Origin of the sequence: Amycolatopsis rhabdoformis, assembly GCF_035918295.1 — a bacterium.
GTDB classification, from domain to species: Bacteria; Actinomycetota; Actinomycetes; order Mycobacteriales; family Pseudonocardiaceae; genus Amycolatopsis; species Amycolatopsis rhabdoformis.
Genome location: NZ_CP142149.1, coordinates 8,993,675 through 9,009,685 on the forward strand (window position 1 = coordinate 8,993,675; position 16,011 = coordinate 9,009,685).

Sequence of the window (16,011 nt, forward strand, 5' to 3'; positions counted from 1 at the left end):
GAGTTCCCGATGCCGGAGCCCGCCTCCGGCATGACCGAGCCGATCAAGCGCCGGCCGCGGATCCCGGGCTGGCTGCGCGGCGTGATCTGGGCGGTCGTGGCGATCGGCGTGATGTCCACGGCGTCCTACTCCACCGGTGTCGCGGCGCTGACGTCGAGCAACACGACGTCGACGGCCCTGCGGCTCGCGCTGCCGATCCTGCTGTGTGCGCTCGGCGGCCTGTGGTCGGAGCGCGCGGGTGTGGTCAACATCGGCCTCGAGGGCATGATGATCCTCGGCACCTTCGGTGCGGCCTGGGGCGCTTACTACGGCGGCGTCTGGGTCGGGCTGATCTCGGCCATCGCGTTCGGTGCCATCGGCGGCCTGCTGCACGCGGTGGCCACGGTGACCTTCAACGTGAACCACATCGTCTCCGGTGTGGCGATCAACTTGCTGGGACTGGGCGTCGCCAAATATCTGGCGAACCTGATCTTCGAACCGATCTCGGGCAACCCGCGCCAGTCGCCGCCGGTGCCGAAGTTCGACACGTACTCGGCCTCGGGCCTGTCCGACTGGCTGGGCACGCTGGAGAACGAGCAGCGCGTGGGCATCTCCGACGTCGCCGGCATCCTGCGTGGCCTGATCACCGGGATCGCGCCGCTCACGATGATCGCGATCCTGCTGGTGCCGGTGAGCTACTGGCTCCTCTGGCACACGCGCTTCGGCCTTCGGCTGCGTTCGTGCGGTGAGAACCCGGTGGCGGCCGAGTCGCTGGGTGTCAACGTGTACCGCTACAAGTACCTCGGCGTGCTGATCTCCGGTGGTTTCGCCGGTATGGGTGGCGCTTCGCTGGTGCTGCTCAAGGGCGGCGCGGACTATCTCGAGAACCAGACCAACGGCCGCGGTTACATCGGCCTGGCCGCCATGATCTTCGGCAACTGGCGTCCCGGCGGCCTGCTGGGCGGCGCGGCGCTGTTCGGCTACGCCGACGGCCTGCAGCTCGCCGGCGGCGGCACGGCGGTGCTCGCGCTGCTGTACGGCGCGGTGATCCTGCTGGCCGTGATCGTGGTGGTGCAGCTGATCCGGCGCCGCTGGCTGGCGGCCGCGCTGGGCGTGATCGGGGCCGGCGCGCTGTACGCGATCTACTGGACCAACGACACGCTGCCGAGCGACCTGATCCCGTACACGGCGCACTTCGTGACGCTGATCGTGCTCGCGGTGGCGTCTCAACGACTACGTCCACCGAAGGCCGACGGGGCGCCTTATCGACGAGGGGAGGGTGACTGATGTCCGACTTCGATTGGGACGCCCTGCGCGCGGCGGCGGTCACGGCCGCTGCTTCCGCGTACGCCCCCTACTCCGGCCTGCACGTCGGCGTCGCGGGCATCGTGGACGACGGCCGGATGGTCACGGGCTGCAACGTCGAGAACGCGTCGTACGGCCTGGGTCTGTGCGCCGAGTGCACGATGGCCGGCCAGCTGCGACTCTCGGGCGGCGGCCGCCTCGTGGCCGTCGCCTGCCGCAGCGGCGCCGGCGAGCTGCTCATGCCGTGCGGGCGCTGCCGCCAGATCCTGTTCGAACTCGGCGGCTCGTCGTGCCTGGTCGACACCCCGCGCGGCGTGCTGCCGATGTCGGACGTGCTGCCCGACGCCTTCGGCCCCGAGGACCTCCCGTGACCTTCGCGGCCGTCGACATCATCCGCACGAAGCGCGACGGCGGCGTGCTGTCGGACGCCCAGATCGACTGGGTCGTGGACGCGTACACGCACGGCGCCGTTGCTGAGGAACAGATGGCCGCCCTGGCGATGGCCATCTTCCTGCGCGGGATGACGCTGGCGGAGATCTCGCGCTGGACCGCGGCCATGATCTCGTCGGGCTCGCGGCTGTCCCTGTCGGTCTCCCGGCCCACTGTGGACAAACACTCGACGGGCGGCGTCGGCGACAAGATCACCCTGCCGCTCGCCCCTCTCGTCGCGGCGTGCGGCGCCGCCGTGCCGCAGCTCTCGGGCCGCGGCCTCGGCCACACCGGCGGCACCCTGGACAAACTGGAGTCCATCCCCGGCTGGCGCGCTTCTCTTTCCTTGGCCGAGATCACCGCCCAGCTCTCCTCGGTGGGCGCGGTCGTCTGCGCGGCCACCGACGGCTTGGCACCGGCGGACAAGAAGCTCTACGCACTGCGGGACGTGACGTCGACGGTGGAGTCGGTGCCGCTGATCGCTTCGTCGATCATGTCGAAGAAAATCGCCGAGGGCGCTTCGGGGCTGGTACTGGATGTGAAGGCCGGTTCGGGTGCCTTCATGAAGGACGTCGCTTCGGCTCGCGCGCTGGCTTCGACGTTGGTCTCGATCGGTGCCGCGCATGGTGTTCCGACGACCGCGTTGATCACGGACATGAACGTGCCGCTGGGGTGTGCGGTAGGCAATGCCGTGGAGGTCGCCGAGGCGGTGTCGGTGTTGCAGGGCGGCGGGCCTTCGGATGTGGTCGCGCTGACGGTGGCGTTGGCGCGGGAGATGCTTGCGCTGGCGGGGTTGTCCTCAGTGGATCCTGCGGCCGTGCTTGCCTCGGGCGAGGCTTACGAGACGTGGTGCCGGATGATCGCTGCCCAGGGTGGGGATCCTTCGGCGCCGCTGCCTGAGCCTGCTCATGTGCACGTGGTTCCGGCTCCCGCTTCGGGCGTGCTGGCTTCTTTGGACGCTTACTCGGTGGGGGTCGCCGCCTGGCGCCTCGGCGCCGGCCGGGCGCGCAAGGAAGACCCGGTGCAGGCAGCGGCGGGCGTGTTGTGCCTGGCGAAGCCGGGGGAGCCGGTGGTGGAGGGTTCGCCTTTGCTGGAGCTGCACACGGATACGCCGGAGGCGGTGGCTGGGGCGCTGGAGGCGTTGGAGGGGGCGTTCACGGTGTCGTCGGCTGCGCCGGTGCCGGGGCCGATCGTTTTGGAGACCATCCGGGGTTGAGTCTGGTTCGCTTGGAGGTGCCCTTGCCGGATTCGGTGGGGGCTCTTTCAATGAGGTTCGGGCCTGCGGTTGAGCAGGGTTGTTCCGGATGGTGGTTGGTCTGAGCCAGCGCCGCATGTGGTTGGTGTCCGGCTTGGTCCGCCTGCCTCGAGGCGTGCAACTACACCCCGATCAGTTCCGCTTCCCCTGGCTGACCGATGACCCGCGGTAGCCAACGCGGACACCACGGTGCCCCCGTTGGATTCCAGCGGGGGCACTGCCACGAAGTGGTCCGAACGAAGAAGGCCCCCGCCAACGGCAGGGGCCCACTTCAAGAGGACTGAACCTCACTCACCAGCGGCGTCTTCCGGCTCCGAGCCGTTCTTCGCCTTCGGGTCGACCGCCTTCGGCGAGCGGCCGTTGCGCGAGCTGCGCCGCGGCTGGCGCGGCGCAGGCGCCGGCGGGGCGATCTGCTGAACGGCCGGGCCGCCGCCCAGCATCAGTTCGGCGAAGGTCGCCATGGCCTCGTCCAGCTGGCCGCCGATGCGGCGCACGGACTCGTCGTTGGAGCGGCGCACCAGGGAGTCGACCGAGTCGGTGTCCGGCTGCTTGGCCAGGGTGCCCTCGACCTTGGAGAGGCCGGTCTTGATGGAGCCGTCCAGGTCGCCCAGCTGGGAGACGAAGCCGTCCTCGACCTTGTCGAGGCGGTTGCCCAGGTCGTCGAGGCGCTGGGTGACCGAGTCGAGGCGGTTGACGATGCCCTCGAGGCGCGCGGAGGAGTCGACCATCTCGCCGGTCTCGGTGATCGCGGTGCGCAGCGCGTCGGTGGTGCTGCCGAAGCGCTCGCGGGTGGCGCGGTCGAGCTCGTCGACGCGCGAGCGCAGCTCGTGGTCGGCCGTCTCGATGCGTTCGCGCAGGCTGGCGTCCGTGGACTCGATGCGCTCGCGCAGGGTGGCCTCGGCGAGCTCGATGCGCTCGCGCACCGGGCCCTGCGTGGTCTGCGGGATCGAGTCGAGCTTGGCGTCCTGCTTGTCCAGGTGACCGCCCAGCTCGTCGAGCCGGCGGTGGATGTTCTGCAGCTTGTCCTCGAGCCCGTCCATCCGGCCCGCGACGCCTTCGAAGCGCGCGGCGACACCGTCGAGCCGGCCGTCGAGCTGCGCGAACGGCTTGGCCAGCTTGTCGACGATGCTCTCGACCGCGTGGGTCAGCGCGGCGATCGCGTTGTCCTGCACCTCGAGGCGGGTCATCGCCTCGTCGAGGCGCTCGGCGATCACGCCGACCTCGGTGCGGTCGGGCATCTCGGACAGGCGCTTGCGCACGGCGCCCAGCGAGTCGACCGGGGCCAGGCGGGCGTAGATGTCGTCCAGCGCGTCGAAGATCTGCTGCTGTTCGCTCTCGCGCACTTCGGCCGCGCGCACCAGCATGTTGCGCATCCGGTCGAAGGACGGAGCGGCAATGTGGTTGTCAGTGGTCACTGCTGTGTCCTTCGTCGGCGGGGAAATGGAAGGGACGTGGCCCGAAGCTTATCCAGTGAAAAATTGCTGTGCGTGTGGGCCCCGCCAAGACGGGATAACGGCGTCGTTACCCGGATGGCCGATTCCGTCCTTGATCGTCAAAGCTGAGGGTTGCCTCGACGCTGAGAGTTACGGCCATGTAGGGGAATGACAACAAGACTACCGTTGGTGCATGTCAGACGTAACCCCGCTCGACGCAGCGACCCTGCTCCGAGCCCCCAAGGTCCTGTTGCACGACCACCTGGACGGCGGCCTTCGCCCGGCCACCGTCGTCGAGCTCGCCGACGCGACGGGCTACGACGCCTTGCCCACCACCGACGTCGAAGCCCTCGGCACCTGGTTCCGCGACGCCGCCGACTCCGGCTCGCTCGTGTCCTACCTCGAGACGTTCGCCCACACCTGCGGCGTGATGCAGACCGAGGAAGCGCTGGTCAGAGTCGCCGCCGAGGCCGTGGAAGACCTCGCGGCCGACGGTGTGGTCTACGCCGAGCTGCGCTACGCGCCCGAGCTGTTCGTCGAGCGCGGCCTGTCACTCGATGCGGTGGTCGAAGCGGTCCAGACCGGTATCGACGAGGGAACACAGCGCGTGGCCGCCGCGGGCGGTGCGATCACGGCCCGCGCGTTGCTCTGCGCGATGCGCCAGCACGCCCGGGCCCTCGAGATCGCCGAGCTGGCCGTACGCCACCGCGACGCCGGCGTGGCGGGCTTCGACATCGCCGGTCCCGAGGACGGCTTTCCGCCTACCCGAAATCTCGACGCATTCGAGTATTTGCGTCAGAACAATGCGCATTTCACCATTCACGCCGGTGAGGCATTCGGCCTTCCCTCCATTTGGGAAGCCATCCAGTATTGCGGCGCCGAGCGGCTCGGCCACGGCGTGCGGATCATCGAGGACATCAAGACCGATTCGGACGGAACCGTCCACCTTGGACGGCTCGCGAGCTACGTTCGGGACCGCCGCATACCCCTCGAGATCTGCCCGACGTCGAACGTCCAGACCGGCACCGTCGCCTCCTTCGCCGAGCACCCGATCGCCCAGCTCGCCCGGCTGCACTTCCGGGTCACGGTGAACACCGACAACCGGCTGATGAGCGGATGCACGATGACCAGTGAATTCACCGCTCTGGCGACCACGTTCGGGTTCGGTCTTGATGATCTTCGCTGGTTCACGATCAATGCCATGAAATCCGCGTTCCTCGATTTCGACGCCCGATTGTCGCTGATCAACGACGTGATCAAGCCCGGGTACGCCGCGCTGGCCTGACGCCGCCCTGCTTCCGGACGCTGCCCCCTCGATGGTGGTTGCGTTCGTTAGCATGCCCAACTAAAGTTCAGAATGTAGGAAGTAATTCCCATATAATGAGACGGTGAAGACGATGGCGCAGGTCGTGGCCGGTGAGTCGATACGCGAAAAGCCGAGTTCTCGACGGTGGCTCATCCTCGCGCTCGGCCTCGCCGCGCAGACCGCGAGCTGCTCCTTCCTCTACGGACTGCCCTTCCTGGTGCCCGCGATGCGCGCCGCCGAAGGCCTCACGCTCGCCGAGGCCGGCACCGTCGTCGCCGCGCCGAGCATCGGCCTGCTGTTCACCCTGATCGTGTGGGGCGCGGCTGCGGACCGTTACGGAGAGCGGCTGATCATGGCCCTCGGACTGGGCACGTCGGGGTTACTCCTGGTGTACGCCGCGCTCTGGCATCACCCGGTCGGGCTCCTCTTCGGGGTGTTCCTCGTAGCCGGAGCGTGCACGGCTTCGGTCAACGCGGCGAGCGGCCGCGTGGTGATGGGCTGGTTCTCGAAATCCGAGCGCGGCATGGCCATGGGCATCCGCCAGACGGCCCAGCCGCTCGGCGTCGGCGTCGCCGCGCTGGGCCTGCCGCCGCTGGCCGCGCGCTGGGGGTTCCAGGCCGCGATGCTGCTGCCCGCCGCGCTGGCGATCGTGGTGGCTCTGCTGGTCGCCGCGCTCGTGGTGGACCCGCCGCGGCCGCCGCGCCCCGCTGCCGGCGCCGAGAAGCCGCCTTCGCCGTACCGCAAGCCGTGGCTCTGGCGCGTGCACGGCGCGAGCGCGCTGCTGGTCGTGCCGCAGTTCGCGGTCTCGGCGTTCGCGCCCGTCTACCTCGTCTCCCAGCAGCACTGGACCGCGGCGGCGGCCGGCGTGTTCCTCGCGGTGGCCCAGGTGCTCGGCGCGGCGGGCCGCCTGGGCTCCGGCTGGTGGTCCGACCGCGTCGGCAGCCGCCTGCGCCCGATGCGCCAGCTCGCCGTGGCGAGCGTGGCCGTGATGCTGCTGGTGGCCCTCGGCGACGCGACCTGGCTGTGGCTCGTGCTGATCGCCCTGGTCCTCGCCGCGATCATCACCGTCGCCGACAACGGCCTCGGCTTCACAGCCTCCGCGGAACTCGCCGGCGTCGCCTGGTCGGGCCGCGCGATGGGCGTGCAGAACACCGGCCAAAACATCGCCGGGGCGCTCACACCGCCGCTGCTGGGGCTGCTGATCGGGGACTCGAGGTACGCGTTGGCGTTCGGTCTGGTCGCGATCTTTCCGGCGTTGGCTGTCGCGGTGGTTCCGGTGAGGGCGGAGGCTGAGATGCGCCACTGAGCGGGACCGGAGGTGCGGGCTGTCAAGGTGTCGGCGCCAGATGTCCGGGGCGGGCTCGCGGATCAGCTGGGACATCACGGACACCGTCGAAGAAGGCCACCCACCAGGTCTCCCCGGCGGATGGCCTTCCGTCAAACAGCTAAGAGGTTCAGACCACCGTCAGGCGATTCTCGAACGACTCCACCAGCTTGCGCCACGCGCTCTGCTCCGTGTCGAACGGCGCGCTCGGCTCGAGGCGCGTCGGGTCCGGGCGCAGGACGAAGGAGACCAGCCAGCCGAGGCTTTCGTTCTGCGAGAGGGCCGTCTCGACGGAGTCGTCGTCGGACCAGTCGGCCGCGTCGGTGATGAGTTCCACCGCGAGTTCGAGCTGGTTGGGGTCGATGGACTCGACGCCTTCGGCGATGTCGTCGTCGATGCCGGTGAGGATGTAGGTGTTCTCGGCGTCGATGTCGATCTCGAGGTCGTCCGCGGCGGCCTTCTCCAGCACCTCGTCCCAAGTGGACACGTCGGCGAGGTCGGTGTCGGCCACGTTCTTGCCGTCTTTGAGGGCGGCGAGCAGGGCCTTCGTGGAGGAGAAGACGTCGATCTCGCCTTCGCTGCCGAGGAAGATCGGCTTGTCGTCGAGGTAGCAGCGCAGCGTGTAGTACTCGGCGCCGGCCGTGACGATCTTGATCGGGTCGATGCCGACCTCGCCCCAGAAGCCCACCGGCTCGTCGTCCTCGGCGTCGGCCTCGTCGGTCGAGTCGGGCGCGTCGACGGCTTCGAGGTCCTCCGGCTGCGCGGCCTCGGCCTCGGCCGACTCCTCGTGGAACGCCGCCAGCTCCTCCGCGGTCTGCTCCAGCACCGCGGCGTCGACGTCGGGCACGGTCACGAGGTTGTCGATCGCGTCGAGCACGATGTCCCACTTCTCGGACACGGCCTTCGACAGGTCGTTCCAGAGCGCTTCGCCCTCGCGGCCGGTGAACGGCAGCCGGCCCTGCTCCAGGAGCGAGAAGCCCTCGTACGCGTCGAGGACCTCGTGCACCTCTTCGAGCTCGCACACGTCAGCCAGCGAACGGACGATGCCGACGATCTCCGCGAGCTCCCCGATCGTCCACGAATCGGGCTCCTCGGCGACCAGTTCGGGCACGCCGACGAGGTCGTAGGAGTGGTCGTCGTCCGGGATCAGCTCGGGCACGTTCAGCGCCGGCACCGCGTCCCACGCCGGGTGGTCGAGCAGGTCGTGCTGCTCGGACGTGCGCACGAAGGCGGCCAGGTGAGCGGCGTCCGGGAAGGCGTACAGGTCGTCCTCGTCGCCGAGGAACGCTTCCCACTCCTCGCCGTCCTCCCGCCACCGCGGAGCCCACAGGGTGACGACGTCGCCCTGCGGCAGCCCGAGCTCGATCGGGATGATGTCCTGTGCCATGCCTGAACCCTCCGGAGTAACGCCCGTGTACGCGCGCGTGCCCGGAAGTATCCCCCGGTCGGTGCGCGGTACCGCGAAGCCTACGGGTTGGGGCAAGCACCCGCGATCGCCCCTGGAGAACTGGCGGCCCGGGGATGGCACGATGGGCACCACGATGACACTCACAGACCTCCTGCCAGCGGATCCCGACGCCGACGCCCTGTTCGAAGCCTTCTCCACGTGGACGGCCGAGCGGGGCATCCAGCTGTACCCGGCGCAGGAGGAGGCGCTGATCGAGGTCGTCTCGGGCGCCAACGTGATCCTCTCGACGCCCACCGGCTCCGGGAAGAGCCTGGTGGCCGTCGGCGCCCACTTCACGGCGCTCGCCCACGGCCGCCGCAGCTACTACACCGCACCGATCAAAGCGCTGGTCTCGGAGAAGTTCTTCCAGCTCATCGAGATCTTCGGGGCCGACCAGGTCGGCATGATGACCGGCGACTCCAGCGTGAACGCGGACGCGCCGATCATCTGCTGCACCGCGGAAATCTTGGCGAACATCGCGTTGCGCTTCGGTGCCGACGCCCCGGTGGGCCAGGTCGTGGCCGACGAGTTCCACTTCTACTCCGAGCCCGACCGCGGCTGGGCGTGGCAGGTGCCGATCATCGAGCTCACGGGCGCGCAGTTCGTGCTCATGTCGGCCACCTTGGGCGACGTCTCGTTCTTCGAGAAGGACCTGACCCGGCGCACCGGCCGCAGCACGGCCGTCGTGACCTCGGCCGAGCGGCCGGTGCCGCTCACGTTCCGCTACGCGCTCACGCCGATCCACGAGACCATGTCCGAGCTGCTCCACGGCGGCCAGGCGCCGGTGTACGTGGTGCACTTCTCGCAGGCCGCGGCCATCGAGCGCGCGCAGACGCTGATGAGCATCAACGTGACCACCAAGGCCGAGAAGGACGCCATCGCCGACCTGATCGGCGAGTTCCGCTTCTCCGCGGGCTTCGGCAAAACGCTCTCGCGGCTCGTGCGCCACGGCATCGGCGTGCACCACGCCGGCATGCTGCCCAAGTACCGCCGGCTCGTGGAGACGCTCGCGCAGAGCGGCCTGCTCAAGGTGATCTGCGGGACGGACACGCTCGGCGTCGGCATCAACGTGCCCATCCGCACGGTGGTGTTCTCCGCGCTGACCAAGTACGACGGCGTACGCCAGCGCCACCTCAAGGCGCGCGAGTTCCACCAGATCGCCGGGCGCGCGGGCCGCGCCGGGTACGACACCGACGGGTACGTGGTGGTTCAGGCGCCCGACCACGTCGTGGAGAACGCGAAGGCCCTGGAGAAGGCCGGCGACGATCCGAAGAAAAAGAAGAAGATCGTCCGCAAGAAGGCGCCCGAGGGGTTCGTCAACTGGACGGAGAGCACCTTCGACCGGCTCATCGCGGCCGAGCCGGAGCCGCTCACGTCGAGCTTCCAGGTGTCGCACTCGATGCTGCTCAACGTGATCTCCCGGCCGGGCAACGCGTTCGACCACATGCGCCACCTGCTGGAGGACAACCACTCCGACCGTCCCACCCAGCGGCGGCTGATCCTGCGCGCCATCGCGATCTACCGCGCGCTGCTCGCCGCGGGCGTCGTGGAGCGACTGTCCACACCGGACTCGGAGGGTCGGATCGTCCGCCTTACGGTGGACCTGCAGTTCGACTTCGCGCTGAACCAGCCGTTGTCGCCGTTCGCGCTGGCGGCCGTGGAGCTGCTCGATGTGGACTCACCGTCGTACGCGCTGGATGTGGTGTCCATCGTGGAATCCACTGTGGACAACCCGCGGCCGGTGCTTTCGCAGCAGCAGTTCAAGGCCCGCGGCGAGGCCGTGCAGGCGATGAAGGCCGAGGGCATCGAGTACGACGAGCGGATGGAGCTGCTCGAGAACGTCTCGTACCCGAAGCCGCTGGAGGAGCTGCTGTCGGCGGCGTATTCGAGTTATCGCCAGGGCCATCCGTGGGTGGCGGACTACGAGCTCTCGCCGAAGTCCGTGGTGCGCGACATGTACGAGCGCGCGATGAACTTCGTCGAGTACGTGGGCTTCTACCAGCTGGCGCGCTCGGAAGGCCTCGTGCTGCGCTACCTGGCCGACACCTACGACGCGCTGCGCCACACCGTGCCGGACGAGGCGAAAACCGAGGCGCTGCAGGACCTCATCGAATGGCTCGGCGAACTCGTGCGCCAGGTCGACTCCAGCCTCCTCGACGAGTGGGAAGCCTTGCGCCACCCGTCGGAGGACGGCCCGGTCACCCAACGCGTGCCCGCCGAGCCCCCGGCGGTCACCCGCAACGAACGCGCCTTCCGCGTCCTGGTGCGCAACGAACTGTTCCGCCGCGTCGAACTCGCGGCCCGCCGCAACTACTACGCCCTCGGCGAACTCGACACGGCCACCGGCTGGGACGCCGACGCCTGGGAAGACGCCCTCGAGGACTACTACGACGAGCACGACTCCCTGGGCATCGGCCCGGACGCTCGCGGGCCGGCGCTGCTGCTGATCGAGCAGCAGCCGGACGTGTGGCGCGTGCGGCAGATCTTCGACGACCCGGCTGGTGACCACGACTGGGGCATCAGTGCCGAGGTGGACCTGCGGGAGTCGGATGAGGTGGGGTCGGCTGTGGTGCGGATTGTGGATGTGAATCAGCTCTGAGGTTGGGTGGGGGCGAGCGTCAAGCCAACGCCAACCGCTGCCGCCTCCCGCCCAACACCACAATCAGCATCACCAAAGACAACGCCGGCAACGGATACCCCAACACCAACCCCGCCGTCGTATCGAAAACCGGCGCCACCACCCCAGCCACAAACACCCAAGTAGGCGCCGTAGCGGGCTTCGTCGCAGGAGACCACCGCGTACGAGACCAAGGCTTGGCCACCGAAATCCACGCCTGCACCGCAAGCCCGCCCGCCATCAGGCCCGCGCCGGCGGCCTGTTGCCACTGCGGGGTCGCGGTGGCGGCGGCGGTTTCGAGGGCGGGTGACAGCAGGAAGATCCCGGCGTACAGCTGCACCAGCGTGAGCCCGAACTTCACCAGCACCCACCAGTGCCGGAAGAAGCCCCAGGCTGTCGCGGCCGCGAGCATCAGGCCGGTGAAGGCGGCGGCGTTCGCCATGGGTGCCAGGAGCGCCGAGTCGAGGTGGCGGGCCATGGTCATGGCGGCGGCGCGCACACTGGCGTCGCCTTGCAGGGCCACGATCGTCAGCGTCATCAGGCCGAACGCCTGGCTCATCCAGGCGATCGACGAAAGCGCGTGCAGCCACACCAAAGCCTGCCGCCAGCGCGGGGAAACCCGGGTCATGGCGGTAACGATCGCGCGGTCACCACCACCGGCACATCCGGTGAACACCCTGAGATCACCCGGAGCCCGAACGGCCGTTGATCATCCGACCAAATCACCACAACGCCTGAAGACTTCGTCACAAACCCCGCCACCACCGGACAACCCCGGGTTACCGTCCCCCCGAACGAAACCCAAGGAGGCGAGCCATGGTCGACTGGGCCGGATTTGTCCCCGCCGCGGTGCTGGTGTCGCTCATCCCGGGCGCCAACCAACTGCTCGGCCTGCGCAACGCCGCGCGCTACGGCGTCGGCTACGCCATGGCCGGCATCGGCGGGCGGTTCGTGGCGTTCGTGGTGCTCATCGGGCTCGTGGCGGCGGGGCTCGGGACGCTCCTGGCCGCGTCCGCGGAGCTGCTCACGATCCTCAAGTGGATCGGCGTCGCCTACCTGCTGTGGCTCGGCGTGAGCAGCATCCTCAAGGCGCGCCGTGAGATGAGCCAGACGCAGGATCCGCCGAAGAGCAAGAACCTGCGTGCCGTGGTGATCAACGAGTTCGTGGTCGCCATCAGCAACCCCAAGGCGCTGCTGCTCTTCGCCGCGCTGCTGCCGCAGTTCACCACGACCGGCAGCCCGGCCGCGCTCGCCGAGCTGGGTGCCGCCTACCTCGGCGTGGAGCTGCTGGTCGGCCTCGCTTACGTGCTGGTCGGTCGCGCCATCGGCGTCGCCGGGGTGAAGGCCCGGACCCAGCGCAAGGTGGACGCCGGTTCCGGCATCTGCTTCGTCATCCTCGCCGGCGTGCTCGCGGTCGACAGCTCACTCTGACAACGGCCGCTGCGCCGCCAGCTCCAGCAATGGCACGGCGGCCGCCGCGTCGGTGATCAGCGTGGACACCATGCCGGAGCGCAGCACGGCGTCGACGGCCGCGGCTTTCGGCCGGCTGTAACCGATCGCGATGACCTCCGGCACGGCGAGCAGTTCTTCCGTGCTGATCGCCAGCACGTGGTGCGCGAGCCCGGTCGACAAAGCGTTTCCGGACGCGTCGAACAAGCGCGCCGCGACCTCGGCCGTGGCGCCGCGGGCGGCGATGGCGGCGCGTTCGGCTTCGTCCAGGGCGTCGTAGACCGTGGACTCGCCGGGCTGCCAGGCGCCGATGCTCACCACGGCCTTGGTCAGCTTGCCGAACTGCCCGAACGTCTCGGCGATGCCGGGCTGGTGGCGCAGGATCTCCGTGGTCCGGCGGTCGGGGAGCACGAGCGGGCCGAAGATCGGATACGCGTCGCCCCCGGAAACCGAGGTCACGCGGCTCACGGTCTCCACGGAGCGCCCGCGCATGTCCATGCCGGCCTGCACGCCGCACAACTGCACGATCGGGCAGCGCGGCATCGTCCGGATGGCCTCGGTCATCGCGTTGACCGACCGCGCCCACGAGAGCCCGATGACGTCCGTCGGGCGCGCGATCTCCTCGAGGAGGTGAGCGGCGAGCGTTCCCACCTTCTTGCGCACGACTTCGCGCGGCTCCTTCTCCGCCGCTCGTTCGAGCACCAACGCGCGCTGAAGCCCGTACGCGCGCCTCACCTCGTCGGACAGCTCGACGTCGAGCGGCGCGGGCAGGTCGAACTCCACGCGCACCAGGCCGGTCTCGCGGGCGGTGTCGAGCAGGCGCGCGACCTTGAACCGGCTCACGCCGAACTCGTCGGCGATCTCCAGTTTCGACCGGCCCTGCACGTAGAAGCGCCGCGCCATCGTGGCCAGCTCCAAGCTCTCGGTCAGCAGCGGCCGCGCCTTCTTCCTGCTCATCTGAGCACTATAACGCAGGATTCAACCCGAAAGGTTGACGAAACCCCTAGAAAACGCCTGTAATGCTTCCACTCATTAGCTCCGCACTACGTAAATACCGCTCAGATGAGCGCCCAGGAAGGGGATGAGGCATGCGTGCCGCGATCGTGGACCGGCCCGGGGAAATCCGGGTCGGCGACGTTCCCGATCCGAAGCCCGGAGAGCGCCAGGTCGTCGTGAAGGTCGGCGCCTGTGGCATCTGCGGGACCGACCTGCACATCGCCGACGGGCACTTCCCGCCGACGCCGTACCCCATCGTTCCCGGTCACGAGTTCGCCGGCGAGATCGTCGAGCTCGGCGCCGACGTGCCGGCCGAGTGGAAGGTCGGCGACCGCGTGGCCGTCGACCCGTCGATCTACTGCGGGTACTGCACGCCGTGCCGCAGCGGCCACGGCAACCTCTGCGCCAACTGGGCCGCCACCGGCGACACCGTGAACGGCGCCTTCGCCGAATATGTCGCCGTGCCCGCCGACACCTGCCACAAGATGCCCGACTCGATGACCTGGGAGCAGGGCGCGCTGGTCGAGCCCGTCTCCTGCGCCGTGCACGGCGTGCGCCGCATCGGCGTGGAGGCCGGCGAACGCTTCCTCGTGGTCGGCGCCGGCACGATGGGCCTGATCATGCAGCAGCTGCTGCAGCGCGCCGGCGCGCAGGTGACCGTGGTCGACCGCAACGCGAGCCGCCTGCCGCGCGCCACCGACCTCGGCGCCACCGCCGTGGCCGAAGACGTGTCCGCTTTGGACGGTGAGCTCTACGACGCCGCCGTCGACTGCACCGGGGCCGCGCCCGCGATCGAGTCGGCCTTCGACGCGCTGCGCCGAGGTGGCCGGCTGCTGGTCTTCGGCGTCGCGCCTGCCGAGGCCCGCGTGGCGCTCTCGCCGTTCCGCATCTACAACGACGAGATCACCATCGTCGGCTCCATGGCCGTGCTCAACAGCTACGGCGCTGCGCTGGACCTCGTGGCGAACGGCTACATCGACACCGAAGCCCTCATCACGGACACGCTGCCGCTGGAGCAGTACCCCGAAGCACTCACGAAGATGCGCAGCGGCTCGGGCCTCAAGATCCAGGTGCTCCCCGGAGGTGGCCGTGCGTAAGCTCCTGTGCTTCCTTGCCGCAACAGCGTTGTTCGTCACGGGATGCGCCGGAGCCGGCTCGTTCGGCAGCGGTGGGCGGACGCTCGTGATCGCGATCGTCTCGAACCCCCAGATGAAGGACGCCATCTCGCTCTCCGCCGAGTTCGAGAAGGCGAACCCGGGTGTGCACCTCAAGTTCGTGTCCCTGCCGGAGAACGAGGCGCGCGCCAAGATCACCGCGTCCACCGCCACGCAGGGCGGCGAGTTCGACGTGGTGATGATCAGCAACTACGAAGCCCCGCAGTGGGCGGCCAACGGCTGGCTCGAAAACCTCGAGCCGCACATGAAGGCCACGCCGACCTACGACGAGAACGACTTCATCCCCAGCATCCGGCAGTCGCTGTCGTATGAGAACCAGATGTACGCGGTGCCGTTCTACGGGGAATCGTCCTTTGTGGTCTACCGCAAGGACCTCTTCGCCAAGGCCGGCATCACCATGCCGGCGCACCCCACGTGGCAGCAGATCGCGGACTACGCCGCGAAGCTCGACGACAAGAACGCCGGCGTCGCGGGCATCTGCCTGCGCGGCAAGCCGGGCTGGGGCGAGAGCCTCGCGCCGTTCACCACGGTGGCCAACACGTTCGGCGCGCAGTGGTTCGACAAGGACTGGAACGCCAAGCTCACCAGCCCCGAGTTCACGCAGGCGGCCAACTTCTACGTGAACCTCGTGCGCGACCACGGCGAGGTCGGCGCCTCCAGCGCCGGGTTCTCCGAATGCGGCACGCGCTACGCCCAGGGCCAGGCCGCGATGTGGTACGACGCCACGTCGATGACCGGCACCACCGAAGACCCGTCGAGCAGCAAGGTCGTCGGCAAGAACGGCTACGCGCCGGCGCCGGTGGAGAAGACCCAGGCCAGCGGCTGGCTCTACACCTGGGCGCTCGGCATCCCGAAGGTCGCGAAGGATAAGGACGACGCCTGGAAGTTCATGGCGTGGATGACGGACAAGGCGTACGCGAAGAAGGTCGGCGAGACCTACGGCTGGAACCGCGTGCCGCCGGGCACCCGCCAGTCGACGTATGAGATCCCGCAGTACCGCGACGCGGCCAAGGCCTACGCCCAGCCGACGCTCGACGGCATCGCCGACGCCAACCAGCAGAAGGCGATGGTGAGCCCGGTGCCGTACCCGGGCATCCAGTTCGTCGGGATCCCGGAGTTCCAGGACCTCGGCACGCGCGTGAGCCAGCAGCTGTCCGCGGCGATCGCGGGGCAGACGTCGGTGGCGGACGCGCTGGCGCAATCCCAGAAGTACGCGGCCACAGTCGGCGAGTCCTACCAGGCGGTGAAGCCATGAGTGAGCTGGCGATCGAATCAGTCAACACTGCGTGTTCAGTC

Annotated in this window: 13 protein-coding genes; 9 read left to right on the plus strand and 4 right to left on the minus strand. The window is 69.0% G+C overall.

What is annotated here, in order from left to right; all coding sequences use genetic code 11:
- Nucleotides 1-9 precede the first annotated feature (9 nt).
- From VSH64_RS41825 to VSH64_RS41835, 3 genes are read left to right on the plus strand one after another with little or no spacing between them, the layout of a single operon-like run.
- The gene (locus VSH64_RS41825; protein WP_326838184.1) at nt 10-1,266 is read left to right on the plus strand and encodes an ABC transporter permease; all 1,257 of its coding nucleotides are present in this window, start codon (nt 10-12) and stop codon (nt 1,264-1,266) included.
- Nucleotides 1,266-1,655: a cytidine deaminase gene (locus VSH64_RS41830; RefSeq protein ID WP_326568246.1), complete on the plus strand. Its 390-nt coding sequence runs from the start codon at nt 1,266-1,268 to the stop codon at nt 1,653-1,655. The genes VSH64_RS41825 and VSH64_RS41830 overlap by 1 nt, the downstream gene beginning before the upstream one ends.
- Nucleotides 1,652-2,929 carry a thymidine phosphorylase gene (locus VSH64_RS41835; protein WP_326568247.1) on the plus strand — a complete coding sequence of 426 codons (1,278 nt, stop codon included), beginning with the start codon at nt 1,652-1,654 and terminating at the stop codon, nt 2,927-2,929. The genes VSH64_RS41830 and VSH64_RS41835 overlap by 4 nt, the downstream gene beginning before the upstream one ends.
- 326 nt (nt 2,930-3,255) lie before the next feature.
- On the opposite strand, the gene VSH64_RS41840 is transcribed toward VSH64_RS41835, so the two are convergent.
- Nucleotides 3,256-4,383 (minus strand): PA containing protein, encoded by a 1,128-nt coding sequence (locus tag VSH64_RS41840; protein ID WP_326568248.1) that lies wholly within the window; start codon nt 4,381-4,383, stop codon nt 3,256-3,258.
- 211 nt (nt 4,384-4,594) lie between these two features.
- Between VSH64_RS41840 and VSH64_RS41845 the strand changes: the two genes are divergently transcribed.
- Entirely contained in the window at nt 4,595-5,686 is a 1,092-nt protein-coding gene (locus tag VSH64_RS41845; RefSeq protein WP_326568249.1) for an adenosine deaminase, read from the plus strand.
- A gap of 112 nt (nt 5,687-5,798) precedes the next feature.
- Nucleotides 5,799-7,013: an MFS transporter gene (locus VSH64_RS41850; RefSeq protein WP_326838185.1), complete on the plus strand. Its 1,215-nt coding sequence runs from the start codon at nt 5,799-5,801 to the stop codon at nt 7,011-7,013.
- A 148-nt stretch (nt 7,014-7,161) separates the two neighbouring features.
- Here VSH64_RS41850 and VSH64_RS41855 read toward each other — a convergent pair whose 3' ends face one another.
- A complete protein-coding gene (locus VSH64_RS41855) occupies nt 7,162-8,418 on the minus strand; it encodes a primosomal protein (RefSeq protein WP_326568250.1) in 1,257 nt (418 codons plus the stop codon).
- A 154-nt stretch (nt 8,419-8,572) separates the two neighbouring features.
- On the opposite strand from VSH64_RS41855, the gene VSH64_RS41860 reads away from it, so the two are divergent.
- Nucleotides 8,573-11,077 (plus strand): DEAD/DEAH box helicase, encoded by a 2,505-nt coding sequence (locus VSH64_RS41860; RefSeq protein ID WP_326568251.1) that lies wholly within the window; start codon nt 8,573-8,575, stop codon nt 11,075-11,077.
- A gap of 19 nt (nt 11,078-11,096) precedes the next feature.
- Here the strand turns inward: VSH64_RS41860 and VSH64_RS41865 are convergent, their stop codons facing one another.
- Complete coding sequence (locus VSH64_RS41865; RefSeq protein ID WP_326568252.1) at nt 11,097-11,723, minus strand: hypothetical protein; 627 nt, start codon at nt 11,721-11,723, stop codon at nt 11,097-11,099.
- A gap of 188 nt (nt 11,724-11,911) precedes the next feature.
- Between VSH64_RS41865 and VSH64_RS41870 the strand changes: the two genes are divergently transcribed.
- Complete coding sequence (locus VSH64_RS41870; RefSeq protein WP_326568253.1) at nt 11,912-12,526, plus strand: LysE family translocator; 615 nt, start codon at nt 11,912-11,914, stop codon at nt 12,524-12,526.
- Here VSH64_RS41870 and VSH64_RS41875 read toward each other — a convergent pair.
- On the minus strand, nt 12,518-13,501 hold the full coding sequence (locus tag VSH64_RS41875; RefSeq protein ID WP_326568254.1) for a sugar-binding transcriptional regulator: 984 nt from the start codon (nt 13,499-13,501) through the stop codon (nt 12,518-12,520). The genes VSH64_RS41870 and VSH64_RS41875 overlap by 9 nt on opposite strands.
- 131 nt (nt 13,502-13,632) lie before the next feature.
- Here VSH64_RS41875 and VSH64_RS41880 point away from each other — a divergent pair, with 131 nt between their 5' ends.
- Both VSH64_RS41880 and VSH64_RS41885 read left to right on the plus strand, forming a co-directional pair.
- Nucleotides 13,633-14,637 carry a zinc-dependent alcohol dehydrogenase family protein gene (locus VSH64_RS41880; RefSeq protein WP_326568255.1) on the plus strand — a complete coding sequence of 335 codons (1,005 nt, stop codon included), beginning with the start codon at nt 13,633-13,635 and terminating at the stop codon, nt 14,635-14,637.
- On the plus strand, nt 14,624-15,970 hold the full coding sequence (locus VSH64_RS41885; protein WP_326568256.1) for an ABC transporter substrate-binding protein: 1,347 nt from the start codon (nt 14,624-14,626) through the stop codon (nt 15,968-15,970). The genes VSH64_RS41880 and VSH64_RS41885 overlap by 14 nt, the downstream gene beginning before the upstream one ends.
- Nucleotides 15,971-16,011 lie beyond the last annotated feature (41 nt).

What these genes read in the sequence shown, in the direction of transcription:
- VSH64_RS41850 (WP_326838185.1), top strand. Translation starts at nt 5,799, where the DNA reads ATGGCGCAGGTCGTGGCCGGTGAGTCGATACGCGAAAAGCCGAGTTCT.
- VSH64_RS41875 (WP_326568254.1), bottom strand. Translation starts at nt 13,501, where the DNA reads ATGAGCAGGAAGAAGGCGCGGCCGCTGCTGACCGAGAGCTTGGAGCTG.
- VSH64_RS41870 (WP_326568253.1), top strand. Translation starts at nt 11,912, where the DNA reads ATGGTCGACTGGGCCGGATTTGTCCCCGCCGCGGTGCTGGTGTCGCTC.
- VSH64_RS41825 (WP_326838184.1), top strand. Translation starts at nt 10, where the DNA reads ATGCCGGAGCCCGCCTCCGGCATGACCGAGCCGATCAAGCGCCGGCCG.
- VSH64_RS41855 (WP_326568250.1), bottom strand. Translation starts at nt 8,418, where the DNA reads ATGGCACAGGACATCATCCCGATCGAGCTCGGGCTGCCGCAGGGCGAC.
- VSH64_RS41830 (WP_326568246.1), top strand. Translation starts at nt 1,266, where the DNA reads ATGTCCGACTTCGATTGGGACGCCCTGCGCGCGGCGGCGGTCACGGCC.
- VSH64_RS41860 (WP_326568251.1), top strand. Translation starts at nt 8,573, where the DNA reads ATGACACTCACAGACCTCCTGCCAGCGGATCCCGACGCCGACGCCCTG.
- VSH64_RS41880 (WP_326568255.1), top strand. Translation starts at nt 13,633, where the DNA reads ATGCGTGCCGCGATCGTGGACCGGCCCGGGGAAATCCGGGTCGGCGAC.
- VSH64_RS41865 (WP_326568252.1), bottom strand. Translation starts at nt 11,723, where the DNA reads ATGACCCGGGTTTCCCCGCGCTGGCGGCAGGCTTTGGTGTGGCTGCAC.
- VSH64_RS41845 (WP_326568249.1), top strand. Translation starts at nt 4,595, where the DNA reads ATGTCAGACGTAACCCCGCTCGACGCAGCGACCCTGCTCCGAGCCCCC.